General features: G+C 62.2%; 15 protein-coding genes and 1 pseudogene. 12 read left to right on the top strand and 4 right to left on the bottom strand.

The window, feature by feature from the left end; all coding sequences use genetic code 11:
• The first annotated feature begins 201 nt into the window (after positions 1-201).
• From ACG00Y_RS27080 to ACG00Y_RS27055, 6 genes are all read left to right on the top strand, one after another.
• On the top strand, positions 202-1581 hold the full coding sequence (locus tag ACG00Y_RS27080; protein WP_394484464.1) for a helix-turn-helix domain-containing protein: 1380 nt from the start codon (positions 202-204) through the stop codon (positions 1579-1581).
• A gap of 183 nt (positions 1582-1764) precedes the next feature.
• Entirely contained in the window at positions 1765-2178 is a 414-nt protein-coding gene (gene tnpA, locus ACG00Y_RS27075) for an IS66-like element accessory protein TnpA (protein WP_394484462.1), read from the top strand.
• Positions 2175-2522, top strand: coding sequence for an IS66 family insertion sequence element accessory protein TnpB (gene tnpB, locus ACG00Y_RS27070; RefSeq protein ID WP_394484460.1), 348 nt, complete (start codon positions 2175-2177; stop codon positions 2520-2522). The genes tnpA and tnpB overlap by 4 nt, the downstream gene beginning before the upstream one ends.
• A 62-nt stretch (positions 2523-2584) precedes the next feature.
• Positions 2585-4147, top strand: a complete 1563-nt coding sequence (gene tnpC, locus ACG00Y_RS27065; protein ID WP_394484458.1) for an IS66 family transposase — start codon at positions 2585-2587, stop codon at positions 4145-4147.
• 33 nt (positions 4148-4180) lie between these two features.
• On the top strand, positions 4181-4342 hold the full coding sequence (locus tag ACG00Y_RS27060) for a hypothetical protein (protein ID WP_394484456.1): 162 nt from the start codon (positions 4181-4183) through the stop codon (positions 4340-4342).
• Positions 4339-4599 (top strand): hypothetical protein, encoded by a 261-nt coding sequence (locus ACG00Y_RS27055; protein WP_394484454.1) that lies wholly within the window; start codon positions 4339-4341, stop codon positions 4597-4599. The genes ACG00Y_RS27060 and ACG00Y_RS27055 overlap by 4 nt, the downstream gene beginning before the upstream one ends.
• A gap of 452 nt (positions 4600-5051) precedes the next feature.
• On the opposite strand, the gene ACG00Y_RS27050 is transcribed toward ACG00Y_RS27055, so the two are convergent.
• The gene (locus tag ACG00Y_RS27050) at positions 5052-5795 is read right to left on the bottom strand and encodes a DUF6602 domain-containing protein (protein ID WP_394484452.1); all 744 of its coding nucleotides are present in this window, start codon (positions 5793-5795) and stop codon (positions 5052-5054) included.
• A 366-nt stretch (positions 5796-6161) separates the two neighbouring features.
• On the opposite strand from ACG00Y_RS27050, the gene ACG00Y_RS27045 reads away from it, so the two are divergent.
• From ACG00Y_RS27045 to ACG00Y_RS27030, 4 genes are all read left to right on the top strand, one after another.
• Positions 6162-7358 (top strand): AlbA family DNA-binding domain-containing protein, encoded by a 1197-nt coding sequence (locus ACG00Y_RS27045; protein ID WP_394484450.1) that lies wholly within the window; start codon positions 6162-6164, stop codon positions 7356-7358.
• A 619-nt stretch (positions 7359-7977) separates the two neighbouring features.
• Positions 7978-8364 (top strand): hypothetical protein, encoded by a 387-nt coding sequence (locus ACG00Y_RS27040; RefSeq protein WP_394484449.1) that lies wholly within the window; start codon positions 7978-7980, stop codon positions 8362-8364.
• Positions 8361-9110 (top strand): StbB family protein, encoded by a 750-nt coding sequence (gene stbB / locus ACG00Y_RS27035; protein ID WP_394484447.1) that lies wholly within the window; start codon positions 8361-8363, stop codon positions 9108-9110. Before ACG00Y_RS27040 ends, stbB begins: the two co-directional genes overlap by 4 nt.
• 59 nt (positions 9111-9169) lie before the next feature.
• Positions 9170-9652 carry an H-NS histone family protein gene (locus ACG00Y_RS27030; RefSeq protein ID WP_394484444.1) on the top strand — a complete coding sequence of 161 codons (483 nt, stop codon included), beginning with the start codon at positions 9170-9172 and terminating at the stop codon, positions 9650-9652.
• Positions 9653-9825: 173 nt separating this feature from the next.
• Here ACG00Y_RS27030 and ACG00Y_RS27025 read toward each other — a convergent pair whose 3' ends face one another.
• Entirely contained in the window at positions 9826-10074 is a 249-nt protein-coding gene (locus ACG00Y_RS27025) for a DUF7673 family protein (protein WP_394484442.1), read from the bottom strand.
• A 102-nt stretch (positions 10075-10176) separates the two neighbouring features.
• Between ACG00Y_RS27025 and ACG00Y_RS27020 the strand changes: the two are divergent.
• Positions 10177-10446: pseudogene (locus tag ACG00Y_RS27020) on the top strand (hypothetical protein); the annotation flags it as partial.
• A 479-nt stretch (positions 10447-10925) separates the two neighbouring features.
• Here ACG00Y_RS27020 and ACG00Y_RS27015 read toward each other — a convergent pair.
• Positions 10926-12020, bottom strand: coding sequence for a hypothetical protein (locus tag ACG00Y_RS27015; RefSeq protein ID WP_394484440.1), 1095 nt, complete (start codon positions 12018-12020; stop codon positions 10926-10928).
• A 1029-nt stretch (positions 12021-13049) separates the two neighbouring features.
• On the opposite strand from ACG00Y_RS27015, the gene ACG00Y_RS27010 reads away from it, so the two are divergent.
• Positions 13050-14120, top strand: coding sequence for a hypothetical protein (locus ACG00Y_RS27010; protein ID WP_394484438.1), 1071 nt, complete (start codon positions 13050-13052; stop codon positions 14118-14120).
• A gap of 288 nt (positions 14121-14408) precedes the next feature.
• Here the strand turns inward: ACG00Y_RS27010 and ACG00Y_RS27005 are convergent, their stop codons facing one another.
• Positions 14409-15605: an IS256 family transposase gene (locus tag ACG00Y_RS27005; RefSeq protein ID WP_394484436.1), complete on the bottom strand. Its 1197-nt coding sequence runs from the start codon at positions 15603-15605 to the stop codon at positions 14409-14411.
• Positions 15606-16499 lie beyond the last annotated feature (894 nt).

The following is a 16499-nucleotide window of genomic DNA, read 5'->3' as shown; positions in this document are numbered from 1 at the left end:
GCGACGCGCGCGTGGCTTCACACGGCTGTCGACCATCAAGACGGTCATCTTCCTGATCGCGGGCAAGCTCGACTTCCACTCGATCAACCCGCACGCCCAGCAACCCACTTGAAATTCAACAGAGCCGGAAAGATCAATCATGGGTATTCAACTGGTTTTTAACGGGACGCGGCTAGGTCGCCGTAGGGCAACATTCTGTCCATGCCTCGGCCACCAAATCTCCCCATTCAAGGGTCTATCGTCCGCCAGCTGCGCGAGGAGAGGGGTCTCTCTCAAGCCGAGCTTGTCACGCTGGTCTTCCGCGCCCTTCCCGACGCCGAGAGGCGTCACGTACCTGAGCGCAACGCGCTTGAGCGGCAATGCTATGAATGGGAGCAGGAAAACAACATCAGTCGTGCTCGCCTCGCGGCGCTGTGCCAGGTCCTCGGAGTTGCGGCGGATCGGCTCCAGGTGCCGCCAAGCCCAACGCCAAGCCGGATAGACGAGATTGTCGAGCGCCTAAAACAGCAGGTCGCCGCGGGCAACGAGCGGGCGCGGCAGTTTCTCGACAGCGCGGCGCAGTGCATTTATCTGGGGGCTGTGCCGCAGGTCGAAGATCCTTTTCTGGTCGCAGCTGAGGCAATCGAAGTTCGCCTTGGTGGCGTGCAGCTCACCGGCGGCCGGGTCGAGCTCGAAGAGCTGGCCGCCGTTACAGGCTGGACACACGCCGAGCTCTTCAGGACCGCCAGCGTGCATGCCTACTGGCTTGTAGCTTCGGAGAGCCGGCTCGGAGGGACAACTGAGCTGGTTCGAGGCGTTCGCGCAGCCATGGCCCTCTTTGAAAAAGAGGTCGAGCGATGGACTCATTTTGGCGATGGAGACAGCCAAGCGACTCTGCATGAGGAGCCTCCATGGTTCCGGATCCTTCTGCAGGACCCTGACCGCCCCGCCCTCGAGAAGACCATAAGTCTTGTTCGATGTGAACCGCAGAAGTCCGGACTGACCTACTGCTCGCCAACGTCTGAAGAGCGCTGGGCGGTGACGGTCCAGAATGCTCTGGCACTGCGGTCATCGTTCAATTTCGTGCGCCCATTGGGCGACGCAAAACCTTGGCCGCGCTACGAGGACATGGCACTCGAGCTCTGGGATGTGTCTGAGTTCGGCGAAGACGACGACCTTGTCTTCCTCAGCCGATTCAACGGCACCCTTACCCATCGTATCGAGGACTCTCTGCCAAGACTGGTCGAGGCAAGGCATGAAACCGTGATGGGCTGGCTCACATCCGGGCTGGCTGGTCACCTATTGCCGCACCTCAAGAAGTGGCCCAGAGAATGCTGGCGAGTCACTTCAGGCTCATTCGTGCAGGTCTCTCTCGACGTGCCTTGGGAGATCGCCCGCTACGAGGGACCCACTGACCACTACGGGACTCGGTTTGCTATCCAGCTCGTTCAGGTTCACGCGGACGGCACATCAACCCCGCTGCCTCTGGCAGGGGCGTCGTTGAAGGCTGTACGCCGACGAGTCGAAGTGGCGCTGACTGAGCTTCCGCTCGACTCCGAGTTCATCGGACCGCGTCGCCCCGTTGGCCGGGCATCGGACTAGCGCCAAAAGATTTCCACGTGACCCGCCCGGACTCGGCCCCGGGCTGGCGGAGCTCACGACTTTTTTCCGGGGCTGAAGTAAGCGTGGCCTCATGGCCCTCTGGTGTGTCGACGGCGTCATGGCCAAGATCGGCTGATCCTGCGCACCTGAGATGGTGTGCATCAGGCATCGCTAGCGCACACCATGGCCGATCAAGACACTCCCTCCAAGCGCCGCCGGCGCGACCACAGCCCAGAACTCAAGCGCGAGTTGGTTCGGCAATGCCTGCTGCCCGGCGCTTCGGTCTCCAGCATCGCGATGGCGCATGGCATCAACGCCAACCTGGTGTTCAAGTGGCGGCGAGAGCATTGCGCTGCCGAGGCCGCCGACGCAGGGCCCGCGCAAGCCTCAGCGCCGGTGCTGCTGCCCATCACGCTCGCCTCGGCCACGTCGAGCGACACCTCGATGTCGCCGCCACCGGTGCCGACATCGACTACGACTCGCACCAGTGCCGGCAGCATCGAACTCGACTTCGCCGGTGCCCGGCTGCGACTGCGAGGCGCCGTCGACCAGGAGAGTCTTCTGGGGTTGCTCACCGCGCTGCGCAGCCTCGCATGATCGGCCTGCCATCGGGCACGCGCGTGTGGCTCGTCGCCGGCCACACCGACATGAGGAAGGGCTTCGACGGCCTGGCCGCCGTGGTGCAGACGGCCCTGGCGTCGAATCCGTTCGATGGCCATGTATTCGTCTTCCGGGGTCGGCGCGGCGACATCATCAAGGTGCTGTGGTTCGACGGCCAAGGACTGATGCTGCTGGCCAAGCGCCTGGAGCGCGGTCGCTTCGTCTGGCCGCAGGCCATTGACGGTCGCGTAGCACTGTCCGCCGCACAGCTGTCGATGCTGCTGGAAGGCATCGACTGGCGCATGCCAACTCGCACGAGTTCACCTCAACTGGCTGCATAGGCGATGCCTTCTCGGGAGTGATCCCGATGCACACGCGCTGACCCTGCCGCACACTGAGGTCCGTGCCGCAGGACATCGACCCGATCAGCCAACTGCCCGACGACGCGCAGCTGCTCAAGCAGCAGCTGCGGGCCAGCGCCAACGAGGTGCAGCGGCTCAAGCTGATGGTCGACAAGCTCAAGCTGCAACTGGCACGACGCGTGCGCGCGCAGTTCGGCGTGTCCAGCGAGCGATTCGATTTGCAGGCCAGCCTCATCGAGCCGGTGGCGCTGGAGCAGTTGCCCGTGCGCAAGCCCAACACGCCGGCCGCCAATGCCGGCAGCGTCGACCGCAGCTTGCCGGAACACCTGCCGCGCGAACAACGCGAGATTCGTCCTGACACCAGCGCTGCGCATCACGACGCTGCTGGCCAGTCCTGTGGTTGCACCGCCTGTGGTGGCCGGCTGCGCAGCATCGGCGCCGACGTCTCGGAGCACCTGGAGTACGTGCCGGCTCGCTTCAAGGTCATCCGCACTGTGCGGCCCAAGTTGGCTTGCACGAAGTGCGAAGCCATCTTCCAGGCCAGCGCGCCAAGTCGGCCGATCGCGCGAGGCCTGGCAGGGCCTGCGCTGCTGGCGCACGTGATGGTGTCCAAGTTCTGCGACCACTCACCCCTGCACCGCCAGAGCCGTGTCTATGCGCGAGAAGGCGTCGAGATCGATCCCAGCACGATGGCCGGCTGGGTGGAGCAGGTCCACACCTTGTTCGATCCCCTGCTTGCAGCACTGAGCCGACACGTCCTGCTTGCGGCCAAGGTGCACGCCGACGACACGCCGGTCAAGGTACTGGCGCCAGGCGAAGGAAAGACCCGCACCGGCAGGCTGTGGGTTTATGTGCGCGACGACCGGCCCTCGGGCGACAGCGCGCCGCCGGCCGTCTGGTTCCGCTACTCGGCCGACCGCAAGGGCGAGCACCCGCAGCGCCATCTGCGCGACTTCCGCGGCATCCTGCAGGCCGACGCCTACGGTGGTTGGAATGCCCTCTACGACGACGGCCAGGTCGTCGAGGCTGCGTGCTGGGCGCATGCGCGACGGCCGTGGTGGGACCTGTACGAACAGCACCGTGACGACACTGGCCTAGCGGCGCAGGCGCTGCAACGCATCCAAGGCCTGTATGCCGTCGAAGCGGACATCCGCGGCAGTCCACCCGAGGTGCGACGCCAGCAGCGGCAGGCGCGAGCCGGCCCCTTGCTGGAGAAGCTCCAGCTCTGGCTGCAGGGTGTGCTGACCCAGGTGTCGACGAAGTCGGAGTTGGCCAAGGCCGCCCGCTACAGCCTGACGCGCTGGAAGGCGTTGACGCGCTATGTGGACGACGGCCGCATCGAGATCGACAACTCGGCCGCCGAGCGTGCGCTGCGCGGTGTGGCGCTCGGGCGCGGCAACTACCTGTTCATGGGCTCGAACGCGGGCGGTGAGCGCGCGGCATCGATGTACAGCTTGATCGAGACCGCCAAACTCAATGGGCTCGACCCCGAGGCCTATCTGCGCGACGTGCTGCAGCGCATCGCCGACCATCCGGTGAACCGGATCGACGACTTGCTGCCGTGGTCGCTCGCGGCGCAGCACGCGCTCCCACGGGCGGCGTGAAGTCCAAAGGCGGCATCCTGGCAACATCCATCCATGGCTGAAGACGACAACGCCTCGCGCATGTTCGAGGAACTGCAAGACGCGCCGAGCGTGCAGCTGTACCAGATGCGCGCGCTCATCGATGTGCTGCTGGACCCCAAGCGCGAGATGGCGGCGCGCATGAAGTTGCACCAGGGCCGTGACACGTCGCCATGAATGTCTTTCCTTCCCTGATCCTTCTGCTGCCTCCCGCGATCGTCGCTCTGGCCATCGTGTTCATCATGCTGGACACCGTCTGGTTTCCCGAGGCTCGACGCGATGCGGCTGACGACGCTACCGCCTCGCGTTCGCCGGTTCAGCGTGTGCCGAACGTGGTGAAGCGGGTTCTGGCGTGGTTGTTGTTCCTGCCATCGGTGCTGTTCCTGGTGTTCGTCGTGATCTTGTTCGTCGCCTCACTTTGGCGGAGTTTCTGACGCGGCCTGCAGCGCGTCAGTCGGCCCTCAAACCCTGCGCCCTGCGCCCTGCGCACCGGCGCGCCGATGAAAGGTCATGAGGGTGAACAAGTCTGGCCGAGCGGGAGCAGTTCCATCTGCAGTGAGAAAAGTTCCACCTTGAGTGAAAACCGAAAATAGCGGAAAAGCCAGCCAGCCGATCAGCGGTCAAGCGGGTAGTGGCACCACGCTTACGGGCTGAAGGAGAACGAGATGGAAATGGCGCTTATGACGACCGCCGGCGCTGGCTGGCCAAGCAAGACTGGTGAGCCGTCCGGCCGTGGACGTGACAACAACCCTCCAAAGCGATAGGCCGAGGCGACGGAAGTACGACTAGCGGTTTCCAACGGGCGCCGCTATCTACCGTGCTCTGAGGCTACCTGCAGCGCCTCAGGTCTCGACGCGAAAGCCGTGATGCCGCAGCGCAGAGCGGCCTACGCGTCTATCAGACGCCGCCCGCCAACCATATTTGCCTCCTTCGACTGCTCGGGGAACCAAGCGTCATCGTCTATCTGCCGAGCATCCGGACTCAGGTGCATCAAAAGATTGTGAAGAAAATAGCCGGCCGCCATTCCAGCCAGCTCGTAGGCGTGCCACGACTGATAGTCGGCCTGCCTCACTCCAGGCGGCATTGGCCACCACTTGAAAAACTTCGTCTCACCCAGCGCCGCGTGGTCGATAACCCGATAGCTACTTCCTCGGGCCGAAGCAAACAAGGCATGCAGTCCCTTCTCTGGCGTTACTGCCTGCTCCTCATAAGAAAACAGTCCAATGAATGCGCGGCCACCGCCCCGCCCTCTTCGGATGAACTCAGCATTGTCTGCGAGACGTTCGCACGCCTCAGCATGTTGGGCAGGCGTGAGTCGCGACTTGACCTCGATTGCGGCCAAACAGGCCGCTGGCGCGACGAAGACAAGATCCCCGTCCCTGTACAGGACCGGGTGAGCGCTGTCGTAGATCAGGATGTCAATCTGCCTGGATGACTGGTCGCGCTTGACGACAAAGCCCCGTCCGACAGAAACCGACGCAGGAGCGGAGCGGCGGATGATGGTTCTCAGAACAGATTCCTTCCACTCGCCGTCGGTGGGCCAGTGACCATCGTCAATCATGTAGCGCACGCGGTCCTTGACCGCATTGAGCTCTGCCGAAATTGAACGGAAGTGGTCTTCGAATCTCATATCAAACGTGAGCGCCGTAGCCGGTAGCTACTGCCTCCTGAAGAGGATGTGAGCCGATTAGGGGCGGCCCCGGTCGTGCTGTCAACGCGGAATACGCTCGACCAACCTGAGGTCAATCGCACGAGCGGAGCGGCTCCTGCGATGTTGACGCTTCCGGCGTTCAACCTACCCCGCCACCTCTGCCAGAATTGCGACGTGGAAACCTTCACTGTAGGCGTGGGGACTGATGAATTCTGCCGTGCCCAACCTGCGCGAAGCTCCCCACACCGGCTTGTTCTACCCAAGCTGGACTGGGTATCGAGTCCCAATGCTCGCCGGCAAGCGCCTCCAGTTTGATGACAATGCCCCGAAGAAGGGAGCAACACCATGCCCGTGCCGCCTTGGGCCGATGGCCAGCTGACTGCAGACCTAAAGCATCTATGTGCTCAAGGGGAAACGCAGGAACTTGAATACAAAAGCGCGCTTCCGAAGCAGGTCAGCGACCTGGCCGCGGAGATTGCGGCGTTCTCGTCCAGCAATCCAGGGCAGATTCTTCTCGGGGTGGCCGACGATGGCAGTGTCGTAGGACTTGCCGCCTGTGACTCTCAAACCGCGAGAGACCAGCTCGCCGAGCGAGTCGCTGGCATCTGCCGCTTGGTCAAGCCCTCCGTGCATCCGGTTCTGAAATGGGCAGTCGAGGGCGAAATGGTGGTGTGCGTCCTGCAGATCCCCAAGGGGCCGGCGCCGATGTACTACGTGGGCCATCGCCCCTACGTGCGCCGATTGACGTCGTCCCGCCCGGCTGAGCCTGACGAAGTGATTGAGGCCGTTCGGGCCTTCCTGGCCAACGGCGAACCGCCAAAGCAACAGGACCCAGAGGCCACCAAGGTCCGAAGTGAAACCGCTTCTACGTTGGGCGAGATCATGCGCTGGAGCGACTTAGACCTTAAGGACAGAGAGCTGAACCCGTGGGCGGAGTACTGGCTCTCGGAAGGTCGAGACCTCGCAACAGGGCTTCGGCGGATTGCGGCGCAGGAGCGAGCAGAGGAGCTCGGCCTCACGTCGCCACTGCGCAAAGCCGCGGCCGCGATTGAGAAAGTTGTGCGCCACCCGCGCGCATTGGGAGGTGGTCACGAGTTCGATGCTCTGATTGAAGAGGCTGGAAATGCCGCTCGTGAGATGCACTCGGAGCACATTGCGCACATCAAGCTGGATTCGGCCACTGAGAAGCAACTAGCGAGCCAGATCAGCTCGCTCTACCGCCGCATGTTGGACAGCTGGAGATTGGCTGCCGAGGATCCGTTCACTGACGCGTTTGACGATGCCATCAAGGAGGCGTCCGTCGTTGGCCGAGCACTCCACGAGTGGAGCTTCTATCCATCGGGGCTATTCGCCGGTCAACGCGGACCCGAGCTGCGCGAGATCGCAAAGGAACTGGAAGCGCTTCGACTGGTCTCCATCTACCTAGACGGAGGCGATTCGCAGCGAAAGGTCATCGCGCGCGGAAACGCGGCCACCGAAGCCCTACAAGGTTGGAGGGTGGCCAATGCGAAGGCAGGTGAGCTTGTAGAACAGGCCAATTAGCGCGACCAGTTGCTCATGCTCACCTGGTCCGCCCCATGGCTCAAACAGGTTGCAATGGGCCACCTGATTTCTCATCTTTCGCCATGCGTCCAGTTGTTCCTTCGAAATGGCGGCCGACGTCACGCGCGAAGTGGCCAAACGGCTTCCGCGTGAAGGTCTCCGGCCCTCCCCAAACCCGCGCTGCCGCGAAAGCGTCCGTTTGAATATGCGCGTTCTGCTTCGCTACGGCAGGCAACGGATACGCGATCACGATGCTTGACATCCACAAGCTGGCACGCGGCCTATCCTGCACTAAAGGATTTCTGTCCTCACCACGGGCTTTCAGCCCGCAGGTGGAGGAAGCAGCCGGCGGCGAACCGCACTCGTGGCGACGCAAAGCCGCGCCCACCTGCACCGAAGGCGACGCTTTGGCGCCGGACCCGCCGTCCATCCGACACACAGGTGGCGCCTGTGACCGGTAGCCGACGCAGAACCGCCGCGTAGCCGCCGCCGATGACACCGATCCGGCAGCCAGGCGCCGCCGTTCTGCCGCTAACGCGCTGGTTTTCTGCCCCGAATCCAGCTCGCTCGCCGACGTTCAGCGCACCTAGATTGGTAGCTCACCAGTCCAGAGCGCTGCATGAAACTGCACCCCAAACGTCCGCCCGGCCGCGTCGACCGCAAGGCTGCGGCGTACGCCTTTGACATCGCGGAGCTGCACGGCGCTGGCTACACCTACGAGGCTATTCGAGAAGCGCTGCTTGATGTCGGCGTCGTGGCCAGCACGAGCGCGCTGCGCCGGGAAGTGCAGCGACTGCGCACTCGTCAGGTCGGCAGCGCACTGCATTCAGCGCCAGGACCGCCACCCGCACCTTCGACACCCGCAGCGTCGCGGCAGTCACTCGCGCCCGGGCCCCGCCCAGCACCGCACGACCTGCCAGGCGGTTTGCGCGGCCGAGACGTGGCTGAGGCCTTCTTCAGCGCCAACCCCAGCAACCCTCTACTCAAGTCCCAGGAGATCCCATGAAACTCGCCATCATCAACTTCTCCGGCAACGTCGGCAAGAGCACCATCGCCCGCCACCTGTTGGCGCCACGCATCCCCCGCTGCGAGGTCATCGCGGTGGAGAGCATCAATGCCGACGACACGCAAGGCAAAACCGTCCGCGGCCGACAGTTCGCCGAACTGCAGGAGTTCCTGCAGACCGCCTCCAATGTCGTGGTCGACATCGGCGCCAGCAACGTCGAAGAGCTGCTCCAGCTCATGCAACGCTACCAAGGCAGCCACCTCGACTTCGACGGCTACATCGTGCCGACCGTGCCGGCTCGCAAGCAGCAGCAGGACACAGCAGCCACGCTGGCAGAGCTGGCCCGCATTGGCGTACCCGCCAGTCGTGTGCGGCTGGTCTTCAACCAGGTCAACGACGACGGACCTGTAGAACGGGTGTTTGAGACGCTGCTCGCGTACTGCAACACCTCCAAGGCCGTCGAGCCACGGCTAGCGGCCTGCCTCCGCTACAACGAGGTCTATGCGCTCCTGCGGGGCACGGACCGATCCCTCAAAGCGCTGGCGGCCGATCCGACCGACTACAAGCAACTCATTGCGCAGGCCGGCAGCACCAGCGAGAAGGTCGCGCTGGCACAGACACTCGCCACGCAACGTCTGGCCCGAGGCGTGCTGCGCGAACTCGATGCGTGCTTTGATGCCCTGGACTTGCAGTCGCTGCTGTTCGAGGGTTTGGTGAGTGACGCGTCGCCGCAGTTGGTACTCTGAAACTCAACGCTTTCAGCAGTCCTGGCTAGACTGCTCGCGTTATTCACCCGGAGCATTACGTGGCCAAGTCCCTGACGCAGATCCAAAGCCAGATTGAAAAACTCCAGAAGCAGGTCGACGCCGTTCGCTCGGCCGCCATCGTCCGCATTCGCAAGGAAATGGCGCAACACGGCCTGACCGCCGACGACCTGTTCGGCCCGGCGAGCAGCACCTCGACTGGCAGTGGCCGTGCGACCAAGGGCAAGGTCAAGACCAAGGGCGACAGGCCGCCGAAGTACGCCGACGGCTCAGGCAACACCTGGGGCGGTATGGGCAAGCGCCCGGCATGGATCCGCGAGGCGCTGGAGGCAGGCCGATCTCTCGAAGAGTTCCTTGTCGGCGCCGCGCCGAAGGCAGCAAAGGCGGCCAAGGCAGCCAAGCCAGGTCGCAAGCCTGCAGCCAAGAAGGCTGCCCCTGCTGCAGCGCAGAAGAAGGTCGCCGCCAAGCGTCCGGCGCGCAAGAAGGCGACTGACGCAGCAGCGGCTTCTCCTGCAGAGTCCTGACGAGCACAGCGGCCATCAGGGCCGCCCCAGCTCCGCTCTAGCAAGGGCTGGCACACTGCAGGTGGCTCTTCACTGAGCCCCTGCTTTTCCTCCCTGAGCAGGCCGGCCCTGCCGGTTGCAGCCCCGTGGCAATGCCCCGGGGCTTTTCTTTTGTGCAGCCGGCCGCGATCTGGTCAGCTCGCCTGACGCAGGCGCCGAACGATCTCACGCACCCGCGCTTCGCCGTTTGGCACGAGCGTGTAGAGATCGGCCCGTGCCCATCGCAGCGCATCCAGGCAGCACAGCATGTCGTCGCTGATGTCGACATCCACGGCGCGCAGCTCGAACAGATCGAACGGGAACGTCCGCCCATTGAACGTGCCGGCGACGAATGCCGCCACGCGCCGCGTCTGTCCCGAGTCGCCCTGCTCGGCGATCTTCAACAGTGTGAGCGTCCGGGCGCGCCACCTTGACCAGGCCGGGACGCGAAGCTATTTGGCCGCAGCGGTCGATCCGACGAAGGCGATGCACTCCACGAGGTTGAGAGTGGCCAGTACCAAGTACTTCTCGGCCTCGGTGCGCGCGGCATGGGCTGGGACATCGCCTCTCCCTTCTCGCGCCCGCGCGGCAGCCTGTATCCTTCCACCAGCTTTGGCCACACCGGCTTCACCGGCTGCGCCATCTGGCTTGACCGCGCCAGCAGCAGCTTCTATGTGCTGTTGTCCAACCGCGTTCATCCGGGGCTTGGAACAAATGTGCTGCCTTTGTATGCCGAGCTGGGCACGCTGGCAGCGAGAGCGGCGGCGGCACCGTAAGCCTGCGGATGCGCAGAGTACTGGGTGATTGCGCGGTGGCGGCAGCCTCAGGCTGGGTGCTGTCCTTGGTAGTTTGCGTCCGAGGGTCAGCAAAGTGCCCATAGCAGACCTCGGTCGAATTACAGGTCCAGACTGGCAGAGACATAGACAATGATCCGGCTAAAGTCGGCGGCCGCAACAAGCGGCCAGTGAGACGGCCTGGCCCCGGCCGCGCCGCGCTTGCCAACGTGCCAACGCGACGCTGGAAATCGATGATCGCTGCTGATGGCGGCGAACTGGCGATCCCGACGCTGAACCTGTATTCGAGTTGGCTATATCAGGCGACGCAGAGCGGTCATCGCGAAGTCTCAACAGCACATTGCCCTGGCGCTTTTGCGACGGCGCAAGCTGCTACGCGGCATTCGGCAAGCTGTTGCCACCGCCGGCGTGCAGCAACGAAAACGCCCCCGAAGGGGCGGCCAGTCGAAGCCAGCAGCCGTTCAATACTTGGGTTTGGACGCACAAGTAACGTTGAACTTGGTGCGACCGCAGGTGCCATGCTGTGTACCGGCTTCTCCTGATACAGCCAGGAACTCCTCGTCAGCGCGGCAATACGTCGGCGCAACCTGCTGCACATAGCTTTCGCCGAGGTATCTGTCACAGCGAACTTCGAGGCCTGTGCCGCGGTAGAACGACACCGTGCGCACGACCGGCTTGTTCAGAAGGGCCCGCATCTCTTCTATGGCCTTCCGATTGGAGGCCATTGCCGTTTCATTAACCTTGATGGTCGCGTTCGCTGCGTTAAGGCTTTGCGTGAGCTTCGCAATCTCAGCCTTGTTCTGACTTGCGAGGTCGAACCCAAGGAGCTCGTCAGGGGGCATCACCAGCGAATAGGGAAGGTCTCGGATGGTCATGAGCAGCGCAAACCGCTTCAGCCTCATGGTTCCGTCCTTGCTGGCCTCCTTCTTCCGGGCACACGTCACTTGGAAGGGTTTGTCAGCGGAGACAGGAAGCGGGAGGGCTTGAAGGTCGTTTGTGGACCCGCCGGCGTTCGTCGTGCATTTCGCGGCGTCCGCGTCATATGACACAGACGAGAGCGACACGTTGCTGCCCATTTTGAAGGGATCAAACGTCGCTGTGATGATGACAGCTTCAGCCTCCTGAAGAGGAGTGATAGTGATGCCGCCAGACTCAAGCGCCCGGCATTGGTTGAACGACTTTAGCGCATCGACTGCGACCGCCTTCTTGTAGATCGAGACGTCATCGTTCAGATCGCGCTCTTCTTGGCGGCTCTTACAGAACTGCTGCATCTTCTTCTCGGCATCAGCGCTGCTGCCGGCATAACCGAACTGAATTCCCGCGTAGGCAATGCTGAAGTCGGTCTTGTCTGAGTGCTTCCTCAAGCTGCCGTTGGATTCGCAGTGCTCGGCAAAGAAGCGTTCGTGCTCAGCAAACTTCCGGGTGGCGATGTCAACGTTGGTGACCGCATGAGCGTAGACGCTCGCGCATGACCCGTTCTGGCCGAACGTTGATCCAGACGCCGTCGCAAGAATCGCTGCAGCCAATGCAGCTGCCAGCCAGTTTCCTCTTTCCATAGTCGCTCCCTGAATGAAGTCCGCTTATATCTGCATTAGCTAAGCTGCCTTGATAGGGTCAGGATTTGCGTACGCAATCTTGTGGAGATTGCCGGCTTCACCGAAGTGGGAATTCCAGAGCAGCTGTAGACCTGGCCCAGGGAGAAGGCTGATGCCGGCGTCGGCGCACGGCGCCATTGAAAACGCCACCGAAGGGGCGGTCCAGCCGGGAACGGCACCGGCCGCCATACCACGGACCGCCGACGTTCGCATTCCTCACTATCACGAGCTCCTGTGGCCGGTTTGTGCCAGTCAGCGTGAGTTCGCTCGCAACGGACGAACGGCTGGACACGCTACCTCGCTGGCCTCTGGCCTCTGTCGTCGGTCGCGAGCTTCGGCTCTGGGCACGAAGCCGCCGCCGACTCAGTGACGACGGTCAGGAATGTGCCCATAAGCGACATTCGCTGCGAGGAGTTCGCGCATGCTAAGCAGTCACCCGGTTACCAATACTTGTTCGAGGCGCTGGATGGGCATGCCGCTCAGTGGCGAGAAGCGCCGCAGCAAATCTCAGTCCCACCCCATCTTCGGCCTCGCCGTGCGCCAAATAGCAACAGAGCCAGGCGCCCGGGCTCCCGGTCAAAGGCGGCAAAGCGCTCCGATTGGCGCCTTGTGCAAGGCCATATCGTCAACGCGCAATTTTGCGCCCCCTCATTCGCGGGGGAGAACTATGGTGTGGCGCGAGACATGTGCGGCCCCGCTATCCAAAATGAGTCACGCTAGCTTGAAAACCGTGCGGATGCTTGCCCTGCTTGCTCCTGCATCCGGGAATCATGGGTGCCCCCCAACGGAGGAATAGGCGACTTTCAAGGTGGTCGCCAGTATTGTTCAGGCTTGGATCGATAGTCCGAATACCTTCTATGGGCTCGCGCTGGCTCCTACAGCTAAGCTTAATCTTTACTTCGCTTCTAGAGAATAAGCTCCGGCTCGCAGAAGCATGGAGATTTGTCACCCACGAAGTGGCACCCGGCTCCGGTAGGACTTGCTTACGGATTGGCATCCTCGAATATTTCATTTAACCAAGTCGGCTTCATTTGCATCTTTCCGGAGATTATTTTGACAAAATTGCTCTTCTCTGTTCAGTTTGCTATCGCCGCTTCATTTGGCGTACTTTGTTCGAATGCAATTTCACAAACCACCCAGGCAGTCCTAAAGTCACACATAAATGTGGCAACAAGCATAAGTGGAACGGGTGATCCAAAGTCGTTTCAACAAACAGCCATATCTGGCCCAATATCTAAGGAAGTAAGTTCCACCAGTTTGGCGGGCCCCTTAGCAGGTTACGCAGTCGCTGAAGCGATGGCAGAATCTAGCTTTGGGGCACTCAAGGCCTTTGTTTCGTCATCAGCCAATAATGGCTTCTCCAATTCACGATCACATGCAGAGGCTTCATTTCAAGACCTATTCACAATAAGTGCACCAGGTCTGTCAAACAGGGTCGGCAGGGTAACAATCCCACTGATTTTAGACTACGAGATTGATTCAACCTTCGGCGGCTTCTTCGAAGTTACGAACGGCGTTCGTCTACAGGTGGAAGCAATTACTGGCGCTTCAACAAAGTCCGACTACCTCAGATCCAAATCGAACGGAACGACCGGCAATTCGCCTTCAAGTCGGGACACGACAAGTGTAATAATAAGCAACAGATCTGCACCATCAACCACTCCGATGGAGATCAGTTTCAATTTTGTGTTCGGAAGGCCCATCCTAATCAATGCACTGCTGCAGGTTAGTGCAGGCGCAACAGGCGGGAGTCAGTTTGGTGTAAACCCAGTTCGACTGGGCGGCGCAGTTGGCACAACTGATGCTGCAAACTCGTTCTATTGGGGTGGTTTTTCAGCATTGACCTACAACGGCGCCGACATTTCAGATTATTCAGTATCATCGCAATCTGGAACAGATTGGTCACTGGCAGCTACGCCAGTACCGGAAGCATCTACAAGAGAGATATTGATCCTTGGTTTGAGCTTTCTCATGTTGATCAACGTTTGCACCAGAACTAGCTTCTTGCGTACTCAATATTTGGGTAACGACGCTGTCCCCGCTAATGCAACATCGGCTTGAGGCTGGCTGCCGACTTCAAGTTTTGTGGTTCGACGGCCGCTGCCGCAGTACCGGTCGTTCGACGCGCTCGGGCTGAGTGACAGCTGCGGGCACTGACCTGCCCCCCCCGGGACGCGGACCGCTAGGCCGTCGGCAGCTTGGTGCCCAAAGCGGAAGCTCGCAGAACCTCAGCTAGAGGCTGGTCTGAGACATTGGGCCGTTTACAGCGAATGGCGGCGTCCGCGCAAGGTGATGTCCCGGCGCGTGGTGTAACTCCTCAGCCCGGACAGGCTGGGATGCGCGGGGTACTCAGCGTGCCACTGCGGACAGCCGAGTCGGGACAGTATCACTGAGGGCCTGCAGGCCCTCGAGCTGCATGTAGCGCCGGTTCAGACTCCACTCGTCGTTTTGCTCGAGCATCATGGCGCCGACCAGCCGCGTGATGGAGGCGTCGTTGGGGAAGATGCCCACCACGTTGGTCCTGCGCTTGATCTCCGCGTTGAGCCTCTCCAGCGGGTTGGTGCTGTAGATCTGCGGCCAGTGCGCCCTGGGAATCCCATGAAGGCCAGCACGTCTTGCTCGGCCGCGTCCCATCATGGCGCTGAGCTTGGGCAGCTTCTCTCTGAACTGATCCACCACGCTGCGCCACTGCGTCCTGGCCGCCTCAGGCGTCTCCTGTACGAAGACCGTGCCGATGGCCGCACTCACCATGCGCCGCTGCGTCTTGTTGGCATAGGCCAGCGCATTGCGCATGAAGTGCACGCGGCATCGCTGCCACGTGGCCTTGAGCGTCTTCGCAGCGGCTGCCTTGATGCCTTCGTGGCTGTCGCTGATGACGAGCTTGACGCCGCGCAGACCGCGCCGGTTCAGGCTGCGCAGGAACTCAGTCCAGAACGGCTCTGCCTCGCTGGCGCCAACCTTGAGCCCCAGCACCTCGCGTTGGCCCTCGGTGTTCACGCCCACCGCCACTATCACGGCCACGCTCACGATGCGCCCGGCGTCCCGCGTCTTGACGTAGGTGGCGTCGATCCACAGGTACGGCCAGTCGCCTTCGATCTGGCGGTTCAAGAACGCACCGACCCGTTCGTCGAGTTCGGCGCACAGCCGCGACACCTGGCTCTTGGACACGCCGCTCATGCCCATGGCCTTGACCAGGTCGTCCACTGAGCGCGTCGAGAGGCCCTTGACGTAGGCCTCCTGGATCACGGCGGTGAGCGCCTTCTCGGCCGTTCTGCGCGGCTCCAGGAACTCGGGGAAGTAGCTGCCCTGGCGCAGCTTGGGGATCTTCAACTCGACGCTGCCAGCGCGCGTCTCCCAGGTTCGATCTCTGAAGCCGTTGCGGCTGTTCAAGCGCTCTGGGCTCTTCTCGTCATAGCCGGCGCCGCAGCGCCCCTCGACGTCGATCTCCATGAGGCGCTGGGCCATGAACTGCACCATCTGGCGCAGCACATCAACGTCGGCTCCCTTCTCGGCAAGTTCGGCCAATGCGATAGTTGAGGCGGTCATCGTGTCTTCCTTCGGACAAGGGTTGTTGGGTCGCACCTCAACCTTATCCGGACTCACGATGGCCGCCCTCTACGGACCGCCTCGCTCAAGACTTACACCACTTCCTGGGGCATCACCCCGCGCAATGCGAACACTCGCCGGGCGCTGCCTTGATTGACCGCAGCACCTCCAACACCGGTCAGCCGGCTGCGGCCCGCCTGGTCGCGGCTCGCGAGCGCCCCCTTCCGCCCCAGGGCACCGGCTGTACCCGGCCCCGAGCCGTCTGGAACGAACGTGCCCGACGCATCCAAAAAGCCCAGATGCTTCCTGACGGTTCGGAGCGGCGACCGTCTCACTGGGGATGGGCAGGTGAAATGCCCGATGCGAAGCGTCGGCGCCTGCCCGTATCGGGCCATTCATCTGAGCAGGAGTGTCTATGTCGGAACGGAAAGAGTGCCGCATATGCTGCGGAAGCGGCCGCCTGCGGGAGCGCGAGTACGTTCGCTGCTATTGCGGCAACGGGCGGGTTTTCGACTTTGATCGGGAACAAGTCTGCGGCACCTGCAATGGCGCAGGAGGAAGAGAGCAATCGGTGGAAAGTCCGTGCTACAACTGCTACGGATCAGGCTATCAAAGCTGTTAATTCTGCGGACAGGTTTATTCATAGCAAGGAGAGCCCGTGAGCTATCAAGACAATTGCGCCCGCTGTGGTGAAAGCTACGACAGTGACAACCTGATGACGTGCAAGGTTTGCAGCGGAGACGTTTGCTACCGGTGCTACGGCCGACTCCCCGGGCAATGCGCGAGATGCAGTCCCGACAAGGAGAACGAGCTCGACAAGGCGCCGACGCCTGGGCCCAGCGATCCGCAGCAAGCGTGAACGTGCCGCTCGCAGCTCGCCGCTCGCCGCTTGCC

The sequence above is a fragment of the Pelomonas parva genome (assembly GCF_043555835.1).
Lineage (GTDB): Bacteria > Pseudomonadota > Gammaproteobacteria > Burkholderiales > Burkholderiaceae_C > Pelomonas > Pelomonas parva.
The sequence above is the reverse complement of the archived record's forward strand: the minus strand, read 5'-3'. Positions and strand labels throughout refer to the sequence as shown.